We start from the raw sequence: 17,086 nt of genomic DNA, 5'->3' as shown, positions 1-17,086 counted from the left end.
ACCGCGTCAATCCCCTGTGCACGACTTGTTGACTCCGCGTCTACCAACGTGTGAGCCTGCCAACTGTCCTTGTGCACAAGGGATCCGAGGCGAAGGAGCCGCCGGTGTCTACGCAGGACCGTTACACGAACGCCCCCTCGGAGCCGACCTGGCAGGTCCCCGCCACCGGCTCCGCACGCTTCAGCTGGGAGTACGAGGACGGGCGTGAACGCCTCCTCGCCCTCTACCAGAAGGGCAAGGACAAGCAGTGGGACGGCGCCAAGCGCATCGACTGGGACCTGGAGGTCGACCCGTACGACCCGCTGGGCACACCCGACGAGGCGCTCACCCTGTACGGCACCCGGCACTGGGCGAAGATGACCGAACGGGACAAGGGCGAGCTGCGCAAGCACTACACGTCCTGGCAGTTCAGCCAGTTCCTCCACGGCGAGCAGGGCGCCATGGTCTGCGCGGCCAGGATCGTCGAGTCGGTCCCGGACCTCGACGCGAAGTTCTACTCCGCCACCCAGACCATGGACGAGGCCCGGCACGCCGAGATCTACGGCCGCTTCCTGCACGAGAAGATCGGCATGCTCTACCCGATCAACGACAACCTGCAGTCCCTGCTCGGCGACACCCTGCGCGACTCCCGCTGGGACATGCCCTACCTCGGCATGCAGGTCCTCATCGAGGGCCTGGCCCTCGCCGCCTTCGGCATGATCCGCGACACCACGACCAAGCCGCTGCCCAAGCAGATCCTCGCGTACATCATGCAGGACGAGGCCCGGCACGTGGCCTTCGGGCGGATGGCGCTGCGCGACTACTACCAGCAGTTGAGCGACGCGGAACTGCGCGAGCGCGAGGAGTTCGTGATCGAGGGCTGCTACCTGATGCGCGACCGGCTGCGCGGCGTCGAGGTACTGGAGAACTTCGGCGTCTCGAAGAAGGAGGCGGAGGAGTACTCGGAGCAGTCGGAGTTCCTCCACCTCTTCCGCAAGCTGCTCTTCAGCCGGATCGTGCCGTGCGTCAAGGACATCGGGCTGTGGGGCGAGCGGCTGCAGAAGGCGTATCTCGACATGGGCGTCTTCGAGATGGGCGACGCCAGCCTCGACCTGCTGATGTCCCAGGACGAGGAGATCGCGGAACAGCTCGACCGTGAGCGGTTCGCGGCCGAGGAGCAGGAGCGGGTGGCGGAGGTGGCGCAGGCCGTCGCGGAGGGCGCCGACGCACCGTGACCGGGTGCGACCGCACCCGGGTGGCGTCGGTCCCGCGCGGCCGGCCGGCGCCGCTGATCACCCCACCGGCGCGGGGAACGACTTCCGCAGGGTGAACGCCTGCTGCGTCGGACCGTGTTCGCGGATGTGCAGCAGGCGCTCCTCCGCCTCGCGGACCGTCGGCCGGTGACCGGCCGGGACCCACCACAGCGTCGTCATCACCTCCCGCATCCGCTCGAAGAACTCGTAGCGCCGGGCCAGCAGCTCCCGGTGCGTACCCTGGTACATGAAGGCGGTCAGGGAGTCGGTGTCCCGCCACACCGACATGTTCACGATCAGCCAGTCGTCGCCGAAGACCCGCAGATCGGTCGCGTCCCCGGCCTCCGTCTGGAGCCGCCAGACGAATCCGTCGGCGGCGTCCGCGACCGCGTTGACGGGGACGAGGTTGTCCACGAAGTCCTTCAACTGCGGTGAGTCCAGCGGGTGTTTGAGGCGGCCTATGTTCACCTGGGCGAGCTCGTAGGAGGTCATGGCCGCACAGTAATCAGGCACTTCTGCGCCGCCACCGCCATTTCGACCAGTGAGACGTCCGCGCCCCGGGCCGCCACCATCTGGAGCCCGACCGGGCAGCCGTCGCTCGTGAAGCCGGCCGGGATGCTGGCCGCCGGATGGCCGCTCAGGTTGAACGCCCAGGTCAGCGCGGTCGAGTAGACGTCCGCCCCGGGACCGTCGTGGCCGTGCGGCCGGTTGGGGGTGGCGGGCGTCAGCAGGACGGCCGCGTCGGCGAACAGGGCGTCCAGACGGCGGTCGTTCTCGGCCCGCACCCCGGCTCCCCGCGCCGGCCGGCCGCCCCGTACCGCCAGCCACGCGTCGCACGGGTCCAGCAGCACCGGGCGGGTCTCCGCGAGCGTGACGACACCGGCCAACGCCAGCCGCTCCACCGCCGCCAGCGCGACCGCCGCCACCTCCGGTTCGGTGTCCGCGAAGCCCAGGTCGGGCGACCACACCGCCGGCAGCGGAAGCACCGGGGGCGACGGCTCACACATGTCCAGTACGCAGCGCAGATACGCCCGTGCGTCCGCGGCCGTCGGCGTGAGGACTCCCGCGGAGGCCAGGCCCGTGCGGTCGGGCGAGGGAAGCAGCCCGTTCGTCGTCTTCAGCCCGAACACCGAGCACCAGGCCGCCGGGATCCGCACGGACCCCGCACCGTCGCTGCCGGTCGCCAGCCCCACCATGCCCGCCGCGACCGCGGCGGCCGACCCCGCCGAGGACCCGCCGGGAGTGCGGTCCGCCCGCCAGGGGTTGCGGGTCGGGCCGTGCGCGCCGAGGCCCCAGGTCTGCCAGGGGGTGCCGGGCCCGGGTACCGACGTCGAACCGACGGCCACGGCGCCCGCGGCGGTGAGCCGCCGCGCCGCGTGGGACCGGATGCCCGACGGGCCCTTCACCGCGAACGGCACACCGGCCAGGGGGAGTCGGGTGTCCGTCGAGACTTCACGGGCGAGCGCCTGCTCGGCCCACACCTCGACGAAGGCGCTCACCTCCGCGTCGAGCCGCCCGATGGCGTCGAGCGCCGCAGCGATGTTCATGGACCCCACAATGCCGCCCTCATCACGGCCCGCGCGACCGGGGCGGCGCTGCCGCCGCCGCTGATGTCGTCGCGTACCGCGGACGCGTCCTCGACGACCACGGCCAGAGCCACCCCCGGCCGGGGCGCGTCGTAGGCCTGTGCCCACCCGATGAACCAGGCGTACGGCAGGCCGGAGTTGTCGATGCCGTGCTGCGCGGTACCCGTCTTGCCGCCGACGGTGGCGCCCGCGATCGCCGCGTTCTCTCCCGTGCCCTCCTCCACGGCCCGCACCATCAGCTCGCGCAGCCGCTGCGCCGTGACCGGGGTCATCGCCTGGCGGTAGGCGCGGGGGCCGTTCTGGGCGACCAGGTCGCCGTTCGACCTGGTCACCCGCTCCACGAGGTAGGGGCTGCGGATGTCGCCGCCGCTCGCGACGGCCGCCGCGACCATCGCCATCTGCAGGGGTGTGGCCGTCGTGTTGAACTGCCCGATCGAGGACAGCGCCAGCTGGTCGGGGGACATGTCGGTGTCGAAGTTGGAGGCCGTCACGCCCGAGGGGATCCGCAGCCCGGGGTCGTTGAAGCCGAAGCCGCGGGCGGTGGCGACCATGTCCCGCAGGCCGACCCGCGCTCCGAGGTTCGCCATCACGGTGTTGCACGACCACTGGATCGCGTAGGCGAGGGAGGCGTCCTCGCACCCCTTCGTCGCGTTCGGCAGCGGGGTACGGGTGCCGGGCAGCAGGTACGGCTCCGGTGTCCGCGTCGGCGCGTCCACGTCGTCGACGACGCCGCTCTCCAGGGCCGCGGCCGCGGTCACGATCTTGAACGCGGAGCCGGGGGGATAGGTCTGGCGGACCGCGCGGTTCAGCATCGGCTGCGCGTCCGCGCCGTTCAGCCGGGCCCAGGCCCGGGAGACCTCGGGCCCGTTGCCGGACAGCAGCCCCGGATCGTAGGAGGGGCTGCTGACCAGGGCCAGGATCTTCCCCGTCGACGGCTCGATCGCCGCGACGGCGCCCCGCCTGCCCGCGAGCCCCCGGTACGCGGCCTGCTGCACGGACGCCCTGATGGTGGTGGCGACGTCCCCGCCGGCGGGCCGGCTGCGGGTCAGGTCCCCCCAGAACGGGAAGGGCGCCAGCAGCGGATCGCTGCCGCTGAGGACCGGGTCCTGCGCGTGCTCGACGAACGAGGTGCCGTAGGTCTGCGACGAGTACCCGGTCACCGGAGCGTACAGCGGACCGTCGCGGTAGGTGCGTTCGTGACGGAGCTGCTCACCGGTGTCCTTGGACCCGGTGACCGGCTTCCCGTCGACCAGGATGTCCCCGCGCGGCTCGGCGTAACGGGCGATCGCCGCCCGGCGGTTGGCCGGGTTCTTCCCGAGGGCCGACGCCTCCAGCACCTGGACGCGGGCGGCGTTGCCCAGCAGTGCGAGCAGGAGCAGCAGGCTGAACACGGCGGTGTGCCGGATGTGTCCGGTCACTGCCGCACCGCCGGAGCCGGGGCATGGACGCCCACCTCCACGGGCACGGGCAGCGGCATGCGGGCCGAATGGCTGAGCCGGACCAGCAGCGCCACGATGAGCCAGTTGGTGACCACGGACGAGCCGCCCTGCGCGAGGAACGGCATCGCCATGCCCGTCAGCGGGATCAGACCCGTCACCCCGCCCGCGATGACGAACACCTGGAGCGCGACGATGGAGGAGAGGCCGACCGCGAGGAGGCTGCCGAACGGATCGCGCATCGCGAGCCCGGCGCTCAGTCCGCGGGCGACCAGCAGCCCGTACAGCAGGAAGATCGCGCTGAGGCCGACCAGCCCCAGTTCCTCGCCCGCGGTGGCGAGGATGAAGTCCGACTTGGTGGCGAAGCCGATCAGCGTGGAGTGGCCGAGTCCCAGGCCGGTGCCCAGCATCCCCCCGGCGGCGAAGGCGAAGAGGGACTGGGCCAGTTGGCCGGCGCCCTGCCCGGACTCGATGCCGGCGTACGGGTCGAGCCAGTCCTCCACCCGGCCGTGGACGTGCGGCTCGAGCGAGCCGACGGCGTACGCGCCCGCGGACGCCAGCAGCAGGCCGACGAGGATCCAGCCGGTCCGGCCGGTGGCCACGTAGAGCATGACGACGAAGAGACCGAAGAAGAGCAGCGAGGTGCCGAGATCCCGTTCGAGGACGAGGACGCCGACGCTGACCAGCCACACCGCGACGATCGGTCCGAGCACCCGGCCGGCGGGGAGCCGCAGTCGGTGGATCAGCCGGCCGGCACGGGTGAGGGCGCCCCGGTTGACGGCGAGGTACGCGGCGAAGAAGACGGCCAGCAGCACCTTCGCGAACTCGCCCGGCTGGAAGGACAGCTGCCCCATCCTGATCCAGATCCTGGCGCCGTTGACCGCGGGAAAGAAGATCGGGGCGCAGAGCAGCGCGAGGGCGGCCGTGACGCTGATGTACGCGTACCGCTGGAGGATCCTGTGGTCGCGCAGCACGACGACCGCCACGATGAACAGGGCGACCCCGGAGGTGGACCAGACGAGCTGGGCGGGGGCCGCGCGGTCGAGCGGGGTCTGAAGGTCCAGCCGGTAGATCAGGACCAGCCCGAGGCCGTTGAGCAGGACCGCGATCGGCAGCAGCAGGGGATCGGCGTAGGGCGCCCGCAGGCGTACGGCCAGGTGCGCGAGGAGTGCCAGGACGCCGAGGCCCGCCCCGTAGCCGACGGCGTCCGGCGGCACGGCGCCGTTCCTGGCGAGACCGACGGCGACGTAGCCGTGGACGCAGATGGCGACGGCGCCGAGGAGGAGCGACAGTTCGACGCCCCGCCGCTTGGGCGGACGGGGCGCGGGGCGCGGCTCGGGCGCCGAAGTGCCCGCTCTCGTTGCGGTCATGCCACGCAACGTAGCAAGCGGCGCGTCCGTTTGTCCCTTTATGTCATAGTGCGCCGACGTCGAACAGATGGGCCGTCACGCAGCGTCGGCCGACGGCGGAGAATCCTCTCCGCCCGCCGCGCCCGCGCCGCCGGCGGTTCAGCGCTGGTAGGGGTGCTGCCCCGGCTGCTGGGTCTGCTGCGGCTGACCGCCCTGGGCGCCCTGGCCGCCGCCCGCGGACTGCGCCTGGAGCTGCTGCGCCTGCTCCGAGGAGATCTGCTGCTCCGCGCCGCAGAAGGTGCACTGGGTGGAGTACTTCGTGGAGAAGGGGAACAGCGGCACGAAGAACAGCGTGAACTTGGTGACGCGCTTCCTGAGGGTGTGCGCGGAGGGATTGCCGCAGTGGCCGCACACCAGCGTCAGTATCGCCAGCTGGTAGATGTATCCCTTGGTGCCGAAGATGATCATGCTGTCGGGTCCTCCCCGTTCATGGTCCGCCGTCACGCTCCGCCCGGACTTGCGAAGTCATGGCCTGCGGTGGACCGCCCGCCGGCACAGCGCCAGCAGTCTCTCGTCCTCCACGATGTCATGACTGTCCGCCCCGTTGTCGATCGCGTTATGACGTCTTGCGGACAGCAGCTCGCGGTCGAGGAGACCCACGGCTCCCGCTGCGCCCGCCGTGGTCATGTCCGCCAGGCACGCCGCGGCGGGCCCGCGGGTGCGCGGCATCGTCTCCCAGGCCGCGCGCAGCACCGGCCACGCGCCCTCGGGGTCATCCGTGACCCGCCACAGCGCCACCGCCGCCCGCACCCGCGTCCACGGTTCCATCGACCGCAGCAGCCTGGCGAGCTGCGGCGCGGCGGGCGCCCCGGCCGGCCCCATGGCGGCGAGCACCGAGGCCGCGGACCTGCGGGCCGCCTGCTCCGGCGCGGTCAGCACCGCGCACAGCACCGGTACGACCGCGGCCGCGTCGCCCTCGATCGCCCATAGGGCGCCCGCCGCCCTGGCGGCCGCCTCCGGCGGTAAGCAGGCCACCGCGCCGCAGGCGGACCGCCGGGCCGCCGCCGGCTCGTACCCCGCCTCCCGCAGCAGCCCCCGCAGATGCGGCACCGCCTCCTGCGCGGCGGGCCCGAAGGCGGTGAGCGTCCGCACCGCCGCGTCGGCCAGGAAGGCCCGCCGCTCGCCGGACGCCTCCCGCAGCACCCGCAGCACCGCGGGCACCGAGCCCGCCGCCGTGTCCGCCCCCAGCGCGGACAGCCCGTGCAGCAGCGGAAGGGCGCCCTCGGGCGACCGGTCGTCCAGCTCCAGTTCGTCCAGCCGCTCGCGCAGCGCCGGGGCCAGGGCGGCGGCGCGCCCGCCCAGCCGGTCCAGCGAGTGCCCGAGGTCCCGAGGCACGTCGGGCCGCTCCAGGAGCCGCGCCAGCACGGGCACCACCCGCGCGTCGCCGGCCCGCGCGAGCGCCAGGGCGGCCGGGCCCAGCGTCGGCGGCCCGCTCTCCCACTCGCGCACCCAGCTGCCCGGCTCGGCGGCCAGCCGCCGCGCCAGCGCGTCCGCCGCGGGCTCCGCCAGGGAGAACAGGTCCCCCAGGGCGTACGCCGCCGCGGCGGCGAGGCGCGGTTCCGGGTCCGCGAGCTGGTCGCCGATGAGGCCGACCAGCTCCCCGTACGCGCCCCGCCAGGTGCGCAGCAGCGCGCTGCTCATCCGCACGGCGTCGATCCGCTGCGCCCGGTCCGGGCTGCACAGCTGGTCGGCCAGCAGGGCTATCCGGTCCTCGACCCGGTCGCCGAGGCCCGAGTGGAGGGTGCGCAGGAGGTCGGCCGTCCAGGGCGCGCGGCGGCCGACGGTGTCGGCGGCCCGCACCTGGCGCAGCTGGCCGAGCAGCGTCGGTGACGGCAGCCGTTCGGCCGCCGGGACCGCCGCCACCGGTTCCGTGCGCAGCTCGCGCAGCAGTCCCGTCACCCCGGGCACCACGTCGGAGGGCAGCGCCCCGGGGGCGCACCGGGCGAGCTGCGCGATCGCGGCCAGCCGGAGCCCCGCTCCGTACGCCATCCCGGAGAGCCCGGTGAGCCACTCCACCACCTCGGGCAGCAGGCCTTGGTGCCGCAGCGCGATCCGCCCGGTGGCCTCCACGCACGCGAGCCGCACCTCCGCGTCGTGCTCGGCGTCCAGCCGGGACCGCAGGAGGCGCAGGACCCGCACCGGGTCGGTGTGCAGGGTGGCCAGCGCGAGCGGGGCGGCGAGCCGCACGCCCCGGTCCGGGTCGTCCACCAGGCCGAGGAACACGTCGGCGCCCGCGGTGACCGCGGAGGCGGCCATGGCGTAGTTGGCGGCGTCCTCGAACTCCTCGTCCTCGGGGTCGAGTTCGTCGTCGCCGTCCAGATCGATGCTGCCGATGCTGGTGAGCAGTTCGACGATGCCGCCCCGGTCCTCGACCGCGGGGTCGGCGACCAGCTCCATCAGGAACGGGATGCAGGCCAGCGTCGAGTCGTACACGTCGCCCTGGTGGTGCACGGCCCCGTACATGGCGTCGAGTGCGCTCTCGCGCTCGGCGGGATCTCCGGAGGCCAGTCCGCGCAGCAGCTCCGGCACATCGTCGGCCGGGCCGTAGGCGTGTTCCAGAGAGGCCCACTCGACCTCGTCGATTCCCGCGAACACGATTGTCCCCCTCCCAAGAAACCTTGGGTCTCAACCCTGTGTCTGGGGGAAGTGTGCCCCAAGGATCCGACATCCTGACCGGTATCGGGCGGGGTTGTCTCGGGGTTGTTGAATCCAGGCCTGTTGCCGCCGTCGCGGGACGGTCCGCACCGTCGTCGCACCGTCGCCGCGAGGCGGTGCCCGCGGTGCTCGCGCCCTGCCGGCCGGGGAGATGCCGGGGGATGACGCCCCCCGGCCGGCAGGGCCGTTTCTAGCGGAGGTTGTCCCCCCAGCCGCCCTGCATCATCGTCTGGAACGCCCACGTGCCGTCCTGCTTGATCAGGATGTCGGCGTAGCGCAGCTGCTGGGTCCGGCCGTCCATGGTCATGGTCGAGTCCGTGAAGACGACGGCCATCGCGGGGGAGAGGAAGACCGGGGTCCGCACCGACTCGAAGGAGATGTCGTCGCTCCCTTCGCCCATCACATGGCTCATGGTCTCGACGAACTGCCGGCGGTCCCACTGGGCGGAGGCGCCGTTGCCCGCGGCGTCGTCGCTGATCAGGTTGAGCGGGAACACTGCCATGTCCGCCATGCGCCCGACGTCGCGCTTGGCGCTGTGCGCGTCGTAGGCGGCGAACCACTCCTGGATGCTCGCCAGTTCCTCCGCGCTCGGGGTGTATCCGGTGTCGGGCAGAAAGGTCACACTTTCTCCTTGCCGTTCATCAACTGGGGGCCACACGTGTGCGTCGCAGAAGGTACTGCCCCCACAGTCGATTAGTCAAACTTGATTAATCGAGTTCTTCCGGTGACCGCAGCCGCATCACCGTCGTCACGGTGTGCCGCGTCGTGCCCAGCTCCACCTCCGCCGTCACCCCCGGCTCCACCACCCGGTACGTGACCTCGCCGATCCCGGTCGCCACCGCCGTGCCGCTCGCGCCGCCTGCCCGGCCGGCGAGCAGCGCCGCCGCCTGCGTCCGCAGCGCCGGCGGCATCGGGCCGGACACCACCGGTGTGTCGTCGTCGGGCAGCACCACGACCAGCGCGGCCGGGCGCGCACCGCTGCCGGTGAAGCCGACGACGGCCGCGTCGTGGGTGCGGGTGTGCCGCAGCTTGCGCCACAGCCGCACGCCGCCCCGGTACGGCTGGTCCAGCCGCTTGATCACCAGTCCCTCGACGCCGATCCCCGGCAGGCTCTCGTACCACCCCTCCGCCTCCGTCCGGTCCCGTGTCATCGGTACGGGCTGGAGCGGCGGCCCCAGCGGCCCGGCCACCGCCACCAGGCGCGCCCGCCGCTTCTCGTACGCGAGCGGGCGCAGATCCGTGCCCGCCTCCGCGAGCAGGTCGAAGGCGGCGTACGAAGCGGGCAGGGCGCGCGCCAGCGCGGGCGCCCGGCCCGCCGTGGCGGCCGCGCGTCTCTGCACGGCGGCGAAGTCGGTGCGCCCGTCGCGCCACACCACCACCTCCCCGTCGAGCACGGTGTCCTCCGGCAGCTCCCGGGCGGCGGCCGCCAGGTCGGGGAAGGCGGCGGTGACGATCCGCCCGGAACGGGCCTGCAGCAGCACGTCGCCGCCGATGCGGAAGATCACCATGCGGTGCCCGTCGAACTTCGGCTCGTACGCCAGCCCGGCGCCCCGCGGCAGCGCGTTCACCGACGCGGCGAGCGCGACCTTCAGGGGCGGCCGGGGCAGTGTCACGGCAGGCTTCCTGCGCCGCCGGGGTCGTCCACGGGCGCGAACAGGTCTCCGTACCGCTCCAGCCGGGGCGCGATGTCGTGGAGCGCGAAGACGAGTCCGGCGCCGTCCGCGCGGCCCTCCTCGACCTCTTCCCAGGTGACCGGTGCGGAGACGGCCGGCTCCGTGCGCGCCCGCAGGGTGTACGGGGTGGCGGTCGTCTTCGCGGCCGCGTTCTGGCTGTGGTCGACGAAGACCTTGCCAGGCCGCAGCGACCGGGCCATCCGGTGCAGCATCAGCTTCGGCAGGGCGGCCTCGCCCTCGACGGCCAGGGACTTCGCGTAGGCGGAGACCTGCTCGGAGGGGGTGGGCGTCACCGGTACGACCAGGTGCAGGCCCTTGGAGCCGGATGTCTTCGCGTACGCCTCCAGCCCGTCCCGCGCGAGCCGCTCGCGCAGCCACAGTGCGACCTCGCAGCACTCGGCGATGGTCGCGGGCGCGCCGGGATCGAGGTCGAAGACCAGACGGTCGGCGACGGCGGGCTCGTCCGCCCGCCACTGCGGGGTGTGGAACTCGACCACCAGGTTGGCCGCCCATACGAGTGACGGCAGGTCGTCGATCACGACCTGGCGGGCCTTGGGGTCCTCCGAGCGGGGGACCGGCGCCGTGCGCACCCACTCCGGGGTGCCCGGCGGCGGGTTCTTGGTGAAGAACAGCTGCCCGTCCGGCCCGTCCGGGTATCGCAGGAAGGACACCGGGCGGTCCCGCAGATGGGGAAGGATCGCCTCCGCCATGACGGCGTAGTAGTGCACGATCTCGCCCTTGGTGGTGCCCGTGGCGGGATGGATGACCTTCTCCAGGTTGGTGAGCGCCAGGCGCCGCCCCTCCACGTCCGTGATCGGCGTCATACGATGAGAATCCCACGAAACCCGAATTTTTTCGGACGAAAGGGATGAAACGTGCGATCCATCTGGAACGGCGCGATCTCCTTCGGGCTGGTCAGCATCCCGATCAAGCTGGTCAACGCGACCGAGAACCACTCCGTCTCCTTCCGTCAGGTCCACGCCGCCGACGGCGGCCGGATCCGCTACCGCAAGGTGTGCGAGCTGGAGGAGAAGGAGGTCACGCAGTCCGAGATCGGCAGGGCGTACGAGGACGCCGACGGATCGATGATCCCGATCGCCGACGAGGACCTCGCGGCGCTCCCGCTGCCGACCACGAAGACGATCGAGATCGTCGCCTTCGTGCCCGCCTCCGCGATCGACCCGCTGCAGATGGAGACGGCCTACTACCTCTCGGCCAACGGCGTACCGGCCGCCAAGCCCTACACCCTGCTGCGCGAGGCCCTCAAACGCTCCGAGCGGGTCGCCATCGCCAAGTTCGCGCTGCGCGGCCGGGAACGGCTCGGCATGCTCCGGGTCGTGGACGACGTGATCGCCATGCACGGACTGCTGTGGCCGGACGAGATCAGGAAGCCGGAGGGTGTGGCGCCGGAGAGCGACGTGGCCGTACGGGAGGCCGAACTCGACCTGGCCGACGCGCTGATGAACACCCTCGGCGAGGTCGACCTCGAAACGCTGCACGACGACTACCGCGAGGCGGTCGAGGCCATGATCGCCGCGAAGGTGGAGGGAGGCGGCGCGCTCCCGGAGCACGCCCCGGCGGAACCCGAGGGCGGCAAGGTCATCGACCTGATGGCGGCGCTGGAGAACAGTGTGCGGGCGGCGCAGGAGGCGCGGGGCGACGGGGCGGAGGAGCCCGCCGGCGAGGAGGCCCGCGTGACGCCGATCAAGGGGCGGCGCGCGGCGTCCTCGCCGAAGTCGTCCGGCGGCACGAAGAAGTCGACGTCGGCGACGGCGAAGAAGACGGCCGCGAAGAAGGCGGCAGCGAAGTCGACCTCGACCGCTTCGAAGAAGACGGCGTCCGGTTCCACGGGGAAGACGGCGTCCGGATCCGCGAAGTCGGCGTCCGCCGCGGCGAAGAAGCCGGCGGCGAAGAAGTCCGCGCAGCGCAAACGCTCCTCGGCCTGAGCGTCACGACCGCCGGCGTGGCACCGCTCAGGTGCGTAGTTCGCACGGGGCGGGCCGGCCGGCCGTGCCGGGTGTCAGCGGCGGAGCAGGGTGTCGACGACCGCCTCGAGGTAGGCGTCCCGTCCGGCGCCGGTGGGCAGGACCTGGGGGACGGCGTGGCTGAGCTGGGTGTGCCCGAGGTAGCTGCTGTAGGCGAGCAGGCCGAGCCGGGCCGCCTCCTGCGCGTCGAAGCCCAGCTCCTCGAAGAGCCCGGCCACGTATCCGATGCGGCGCTCGGTCACCCGCTCGAGGACCGAGGCCACCCGCGGGTCGGCGGCGGTGGCGAGCAGTGACACCTCGAGCGGATCGTCCGCGGCCGACGTCGTCGCGTGGTGCAGCAGGGTGCGGAGCCGCTTCTCGGGGTCGGTCTCCGCATCGAGGGCCGCGATGATCTGCTCGGTGCAGATCTCCTCCCAGCGCTCGAGCGCCGCGGCGACCAGTGCGTCGCGGTTCGTGAAGTGCCAGTAGAAGCTGCCCTTGGTGGTGCCCAGCCGGGCCGCGATCGGCTCCACGGCGACCCCGGCGAGCCCGCGCTCCGCCATGGCCGCGAGCGCGGCGTCCGCCCAGTCGCCGGCGGTCAGTCTTCTTCGCTCCCGGCTCTTGCCCGTCTCACCCTTCCGCATCTCCATACGGTACCGTACGGAGAAACGTACGCCACCGTATGGAGGTGCGTGATGCGCACGCTGCGGAACGTTCACGAGCGGATCGTCGACGCCCCGGCCACGGCCGTCGGGGCCCTGCTGGACCGCGTCTCCGACCCCGACGACCCGCTCAGCCCCACCCCGGTGTGGCCCCCGATCCTGTTCGATCGTCCGCTCGGTGTCGGTGCCGACGGCGGCCACGGCTTCGTCCGTTACACGGTCGGGGAGTACGAGCCCGGCCGGCGCATACGCTTCGACTTCCCGCCCCCGGAGAACGGCTTCCACGCACTGGAGGTCGAACCGCTCGGCCCCGGCCGGTGCCTGGTGCGGCATGTGCTCGAACAGCGGCAGAACGTCCGGGAGACCCTGCTGTGGGCGCTGGTCATCGGGCCCCTGTACGACACGATGATCGAGGAACTGCTCGACAACGCCGTCCGCGCCGCCACCCCCGGCGCTCCGATGCGCCCCGCCCGCTGGACCCGCAGGGCACGCCTTCTGCACCACGCCGTCAGCGACCGGGCGAAGCCCGTTCCGCCCCCGGCGTCGGCCGCCCTGGCCCGACAGGCCTACGAGAAGCCGGACTTCACGGACGCCTGCCGGATCCCGCTGAATCCGGGAATGCCCCGGGACCCTGACGCCTGGCGCGCCGTCCTCCCGTTCCCCGTCCGTGCGACCGCGGCGAACGAGATCCTCCTCGGCGAGGACGCGGCACACCTCGACTTCCGTGCCTCGCTCCTGATCGAGGACGACGCGGCCACGCTCACGACCGTCGTCAGGCTCCACAACGTGCGCGGCCGCCTGTACTGGGCCGTGGTGCGCCGCTTCCATCCCCTGATGGCCCGTCTGATGCTCACCCGCACCCACCGCCGACTGGCCCGCCGGGCGGCGCCGGCACCGCTGCGCCGGGCCGGATCCGCCCCACGCTGACCGACACGGCGCGCCGGCCGGATCCCCCGCGTCGACGGCTGCGGCGCACCGGCCGGCAGCGGCCGGTGAGAGGCCTTCTCGCGGAATGCCGCCCGCCCGTCACATCTGCCCGCCGCCGGAGGTCAAGTCGGTGAAGGCGAAAGACGCGGAGCGGAAACGATGAGGAGCACGATCATGCAGGCACGGATCAGCAACCCGGCAGTCGTCATCCCCGAGGCCATGCAGCCCGTACTCGACCTGCTCAAGGCCGTCCGTACGGGCAAAGTCCCCTCGGCCACACTGGAGTTGGTGCACCTGCGGGCCAGTCAGATCAACGGATGCAGCTACTGCGTCGTCGCCGGTACGCAGAGCGCCCGCAAGGCGGGGGAGACAGAGGAGAGGCTGGCGGCCGTCGCGGCCTGGCGGGAGGCGCCGTACTTCACCGACGCGGAGCGGGCGGCCCTGGCGCTGACCGAGGCGGCGACCCGGCTGGCCGACCGGTCCGACCCCGTACCGGACGACGTCTGGAACGCGGCCGCCGAGCACTACGACGAGAAGCAGCTCGCCTCGCTGACGCTGATGATCGGCGTGACCAACATGTTCAACCGGTTCAACGCCACCACCCGCCAGGTCGCCGGCTCCGGCTGGTAGCGGCACGCCCCCGGCAGGCTTCGGCCGGTCGCGGGGCGGGCCCTCCGCCGCGATCCTGGCCGCAGGGCAGGGCGGCGGGTCCGGCCGGGAGAGGAGCGGGTGAGCGGTATGAGCATCGACGAGACGGCCGAGCGCCTGATCCCGCTTCCGCCCGAGCGTGTCGCGGCCTACGCCATGGACTGGCGCCACGACCACGAGTGGACACAGGGCATCCGCCGCGCCGAACTGACACGGGAGGCCCCGGGCGGCGGCTTCGGGGTCGGGGCGGAGGTGACCCGGACGGCCTACTTCCTGGGCAAACGGATCGACTACGTGCTGCGGGTGGCCGGCTACGAGCCGCTCCGGCTGCTCGACATGGTCTCGGTGGCGGGTCCGATGCCGATGCACGTCACGTACACCTTCGCGCCGCGGCAGAACGGCACCCTGGCCCGTATCCGGGTGCGCGGCGAGGCGGGCGGCCACTACCGCCTCGCCGCCCCGCTGATGGCGCGCAAGGTGCGCGGCTCGATCGGCAAGGACCTGGCGGACCTGGAGCGGGTGCTGACCCCCGCGAGCTGATGCGGCCCCTCGTCCCCGTTCCTAGACTGGCGACGTCCGGAAGATCCCGATTCGAGGGAGACGCGCATGTCCAAGCGAGGCAACAAGCGGCGCGCCCGTAAGAAGAAGAGCGCGAACCACGGAAAGCGCCCCAACGCCTGACCGGGCCGTCGCACCGGCGGACCCACGGGAGCCGGACCCGCTGGTGCGGGTCCGGCTCCCGTGCCGTGAGGCCCGGAGCGTCCGGCCGGCGGTCGGTGCCGGCAGGCCGCTCAGCAGGGCGTCGGTCAGCCGGGCACCCCGTCATGTGTCACCGGGCACCTCGTCCCCCGTCGGCAGGGGCGGCTCCGCCTCGATCCGGGCCAGTTCGGCGTCCGTGAGCAGCCGGGAGCGGAGCAGGAACCGCACCCCCTCCGGCGCCTCCAGGGAGAAGCCGCTGCCCCGTCCGGGCACCACGTCGACGGTGAGGTGGGTGTGCCGCCAGTACGCGTACTGGTCCGCGCTCATCCAGAACGGGGTGCCGCCGGCCACCTCGCCGAGCAGCACGTCGGAGCCGCCGACCCTGAACTCGCCCCGCGGGTAGCACATCGGCGCACTGCCGTCGCAGCAGCCGCCGGACTGGTGGAACATCACCGGCCCGTGCCGCTCGGCGAGCCGCCCCACCAGTTCCTCGGCTGCGGCCGTCAGTTCCACCCGCCCCGCCCGCCCGGCCATCAGAAGAATCCGAGCTTCTTCGCCGAGTAGCTGACCAGCAGGTTCTTCGTCTGCTGGTAGTGGTCGAGCATCATCTTGTGGTTCTCCCGGCCGATGCCGGACTTCTTGTAGCCGCCGAACGCCGCGTGCGCCGGGTAGGCGTGGTAGCAGTTCGTCCACACCCGGCCCGCCTTGATCTCCCGGCCCAGGCGGTACGCCGTGTTCCCGTCCCGGGTCCACACGCCCGCGCCCAGGCCGTACAGCGTGTCGTTCGCGATCTTCAGCGCCTCGTCGACCGAGTCGTACGTCGTGACGGAGACGACCGGACCGAAGATCTCCTCCTGGAAGATCCGCATGTCGTTCCTGCCGCGGAAGATCGTCGGCTCGATGTAGTAGCCGCCCTCCAGCCCCGCCACCGTGCGCGGCCCGCCGCCGGTGAGGATCTCGGCGCCTTCCTGGGTGCCGATGTCGATGTACGAAAGGATCTTCTCGTACTGGTCGTTGCTCGCCTGCGCGCCGATCATCGTCGCGGGGTCCAGCGGATCTCCGCTGACGATCGCCTTGGTGCGCTCGACGCAGCGGGCCATGAACTCGTCGTAGACCGCCGAGTGGATCAGCGCCCGGGACGGGCAGGTGCAGACCTCCCCCTGGTTGAGCGCGAACATCACGAAACCCTCGACGGCCTTGTCCAGGTAGTCGTCGTCGGCGGCGGTCACGTCGGGCAGGAAGATGTTCGGGCTCTTGCCGCCCAGCTCCAGCGTGACGGGGATGATGTTCTCGCTGGCGTACTGCATGATCAGACGCCCGGTGGTGGTCTCGCCGGTGAACGCCACCTTCGCCACGCGGGGGCTGGACGCGAGCGGCTTGCCGGCCTCGACGCCGAAGCCGTTGACGACGTTGAGCACACCCGGCGGGAGCAGGTCGGCGATCAGCTCGACCACCAGCAGCAGGCTGACCGGCGTCTGCTCGGCCGGTTTGATGACGACGCAGTTGCCGGCCGCCAGGGCGGGCGCCAGCTTCCAGGCGGCCATCAGGATGGGGAAGTTCCAGGGGATGATCTGGCCGACCACGCCCAGCGGTTCGTGGTAGTGGTACGCCACGGTGTCCGCGTCGATCTCCGCGATGCTGCCCTCCTGGGCGCGGACGACGCCGGCGAAGTACCGGAAGTGGTCCACGGCCAGCGGGATGTCGGCAGCGAGCGTCTCGCGCACCGGCTTGCCGTTCTCCCAGGTCTCCGCCACGGCGATCTTCTCGAGGTTCTGCTCGATCCGGTCCGCGATGCGGTTGAGGACGATGGCCCGTTCCGTGGCCGACGTCCGGCCCCACGTGCCGGCCGCGGCGTGGGCCGCGTCCAGGGCCAGGTCGACGTCGGCGGCGGTCGACCGGGCGACCTCGCAGAAGACCTTGCCCGTCACCGGCGTCGGATTGTCGAAGTACCGGCCCTCCACGGGGGCGACCCAGTCGCCCCCGATGAAGTTGTCGTATCGCCGGGCGAAGTCGACGATGCTGCCCTCGGAACCTGGCTGCGCGTACACCATGGCGGCTCTCCTCGGTGGATGGCGAGTGCGGTGGCACGGCGGCGGTCACGCCGCTGTGCACGCACACTGTGCGCGTGCGAGGTTGGCGCCGGGTTGGTGCGGCCCGTCCCCTGTGACCGGTGACGACGGGGCCCCGCCGCTCCC

The 17,086-nt window shown here is 72.4% G+C and carries 18 protein-coding genes; 6 read left to right on the top strand and 12 right to left on the bottom strand.

All coding sequences use genetic code 11. The annotated features are described in order from the left end of the window. The first annotated feature begins 104 nt into the window (after positions 1-104). Positions 105-1,214 carry a ferritin-like domain-containing protein gene (locus SPRI_RS12655; protein ID WP_005311983.1) on the top strand — a complete coding sequence of 370 codons (1,110 nt, stop codon included), beginning with the start codon at positions 105-107 and terminating at the stop codon, positions 1,212-1,214. A gap of 57 nt (positions 1,215-1,271) precedes the next feature. Here the strand turns inward: SPRI_RS12655 and SPRI_RS12650 are convergent, their stop codons facing one another. The 9 genes from SPRI_RS12650 to ligD all read right to left on the bottom strand — a co-directional run bounded on the left by SPRI_RS12650 (position 1,272) and on the right by ligD (position 10,815). Further along, positions 1,272-1,724: a DUF3291 domain-containing protein gene (locus SPRI_RS12650; RefSeq protein ID WP_037773755.1), complete on the bottom strand. Its 453-nt coding sequence runs from the start codon at positions 1,722-1,724 to the stop codon at positions 1,272-1,274. After that, on the bottom strand, positions 1,721-2,779 hold the full coding sequence (locus SPRI_RS12645; RefSeq protein ID WP_053556932.1) for an amidase family protein: 1,059 nt from the start codon (positions 2,777-2,779) through the stop codon (positions 1,721-1,723). The genes SPRI_RS12650 and SPRI_RS12645 overlap by 4 nt, the downstream gene beginning before the upstream one ends. After that, positions 2,776-4,236 carry a penicillin-binding transpeptidase domain-containing protein gene (locus SPRI_RS12640; RefSeq protein ID WP_053556931.1) on the bottom strand — a complete coding sequence of 487 codons (1,461 nt, stop codon included), beginning with the start codon at positions 4,234-4,236 and terminating at the stop codon, positions 2,776-2,778. The genes SPRI_RS12645 and SPRI_RS12640 overlap by 4 nt, the downstream gene beginning before the upstream one ends. Next, on the bottom strand, positions 4,233-5,624 hold the full coding sequence (locus tag SPRI_RS12635; RefSeq protein WP_005311974.1) for an FtsW/RodA/SpoVE family cell cycle protein: 1,392 nt from the start codon (positions 5,622-5,624) through the stop codon (positions 4,233-4,235). The genes SPRI_RS12640 and SPRI_RS12635 overlap by 4 nt, the downstream gene beginning before the upstream one ends. A gap of 138 nt (positions 5,625-5,762) precedes the next feature. Then, the gene (locus SPRI_RS12630; protein WP_005311973.1) at positions 5,763-6,071 is read right to left on the bottom strand and encodes a zinc-ribbon domain-containing protein; all 309 of its coding nucleotides are present in this window, start codon (positions 6,069-6,071) and stop codon (positions 5,763-5,765) included. Between the two features lie 57 nt (positions 6,072-6,128). Then, the gene (locus SPRI_RS12625) at positions 6,129-8,258 is read right to left on the bottom strand and encodes a hypothetical protein (protein ID WP_053556930.1); all 2,130 of its coding nucleotides are present in this window, start codon (positions 8,256-8,258) and stop codon (positions 6,129-6,131) included. A 250-nt stretch (positions 8,259-8,508) separates the two neighbouring features. Continuing rightward, the gene (locus SPRI_RS12620; protein WP_037773751.1) at positions 8,509-8,940 is read right to left on the bottom strand and encodes a DUF4440 domain-containing protein; all 432 of its coding nucleotides are present in this window, start codon (positions 8,938-8,940) and stop codon (positions 8,509-8,511) included. 85 nt (positions 8,941-9,025) lie between these two features. Continuing rightward, complete coding sequence (locus SPRI_RS12615; RefSeq protein WP_238996221.1) at positions 9,026-9,931, bottom strand: ATP-dependent DNA ligase; 906 nt, start codon at positions 9,929-9,931, stop codon at positions 9,026-9,028. Next, positions 9,928-10,815, bottom strand: a complete 888-nt coding sequence (gene ligD / locus SPRI_RS12610) for a non-homologous end-joining DNA ligase (RefSeq protein ID WP_005311964.1) — start codon at positions 10,813-10,815, stop codon at positions 9,928-9,930. The genes SPRI_RS12615 and ligD overlap by 4 nt, the downstream gene beginning before the upstream one ends. Positions 10,816-10,866: 51 nt before the next feature. On the opposite strand from ligD, the gene ku reads away from it, so the two are divergent. Continuing rightward, entirely contained in the window at positions 10,867-11,937 is a 1,071-nt protein-coding gene (gene ku / locus SPRI_RS12605) for a non-homologous end joining protein Ku (protein WP_005311961.1), read from the top strand. Between the two features lie 74 nt (positions 11,938-12,011). Here the strand turns inward: ku and SPRI_RS12600 are convergent, their stop codons facing one another. Continuing rightward, positions 12,012-12,605 carry a TetR/AcrR family transcriptional regulator gene (locus SPRI_RS12600; RefSeq protein ID WP_005311959.1) on the bottom strand — a complete coding sequence of 198 codons (594 nt, stop codon included), beginning with the start codon at positions 12,603-12,605 and terminating at the stop codon, positions 12,012-12,014. Between the two features lie 45 nt (positions 12,606-12,650). Between SPRI_RS12600 and SPRI_RS12595 the strand changes: the two genes are divergently transcribed. The 4 genes from SPRI_RS12595 (at position 12,651) to SPRI_RS39965 (ending at position 14,873) form a co-directional block, all read left to right on the top strand. Further along, a complete protein-coding gene (locus SPRI_RS12595) occupies positions 12,651-13,544 on the top strand; it encodes a DUF2867 domain-containing protein (protein ID WP_005311956.1) in 894 nt (297 codons plus the stop codon). 174 nt (positions 13,545-13,718) lie between these two features. Then, a complete protein-coding gene (locus SPRI_RS12590; protein ID WP_053556929.1) occupies positions 13,719-14,174 on the top strand; it encodes a carboxymuconolactone decarboxylase family protein in 456 nt (151 codons plus the stop codon). A 108-nt stretch (positions 14,175-14,282) separates the two neighbouring features. Beyond that, the gene (locus tag SPRI_RS12585; RefSeq protein ID WP_005311952.1) at positions 14,283-14,732 is read left to right on the top strand and encodes an SRPBCC family protein; all 450 of its coding nucleotides are present in this window, start codon (positions 14,283-14,285) and stop codon (positions 14,730-14,732) included. A gap of 66 nt (positions 14,733-14,798) precedes the next feature. Then, a complete protein-coding gene (locus SPRI_RS39965) occupies positions 14,799-14,873 on the top strand; it encodes a 50S ribosomal protein bL37 (RefSeq protein ID WP_374211945.1) in 75 nt (24 codons plus the stop codon). A 141-nt stretch (positions 14,874-15,014) separates the two neighbouring features. Here the strand turns inward: SPRI_RS39965 and SPRI_RS12580 are convergent, their stop codons facing one another. After that, positions 15,015-15,425: a DUF779 domain-containing protein gene (locus tag SPRI_RS12580; RefSeq protein WP_005311950.1), complete on the bottom strand. Its 411-nt coding sequence runs from the start codon at positions 15,423-15,425 to the stop codon at positions 15,015-15,017. Further along, positions 15,425-16,942 (bottom strand): aldehyde dehydrogenase, encoded by a 1,518-nt coding sequence (gene adh / locus SPRI_RS12575; protein WP_053556928.1) that lies wholly within the window; start codon positions 16,940-16,942, stop codon positions 15,425-15,427. Before adh ends, SPRI_RS12580 begins: the two co-directional genes overlap by 1 nt. Positions 16,943-17,086: the final 144 nt, after the last annotated feature.

Source organism: Streptomyces pristinaespiralis (assembly GCF_001278075.1).
Taxonomy (GTDB): Bacteria; Actinomycetota; Actinomycetes; order Streptomycetales; family Streptomycetaceae; genus Streptomyces; species Streptomyces pristinaespiralis.
This window is presented reverse-complemented; position numbering and strand designations above follow the sequence as displayed.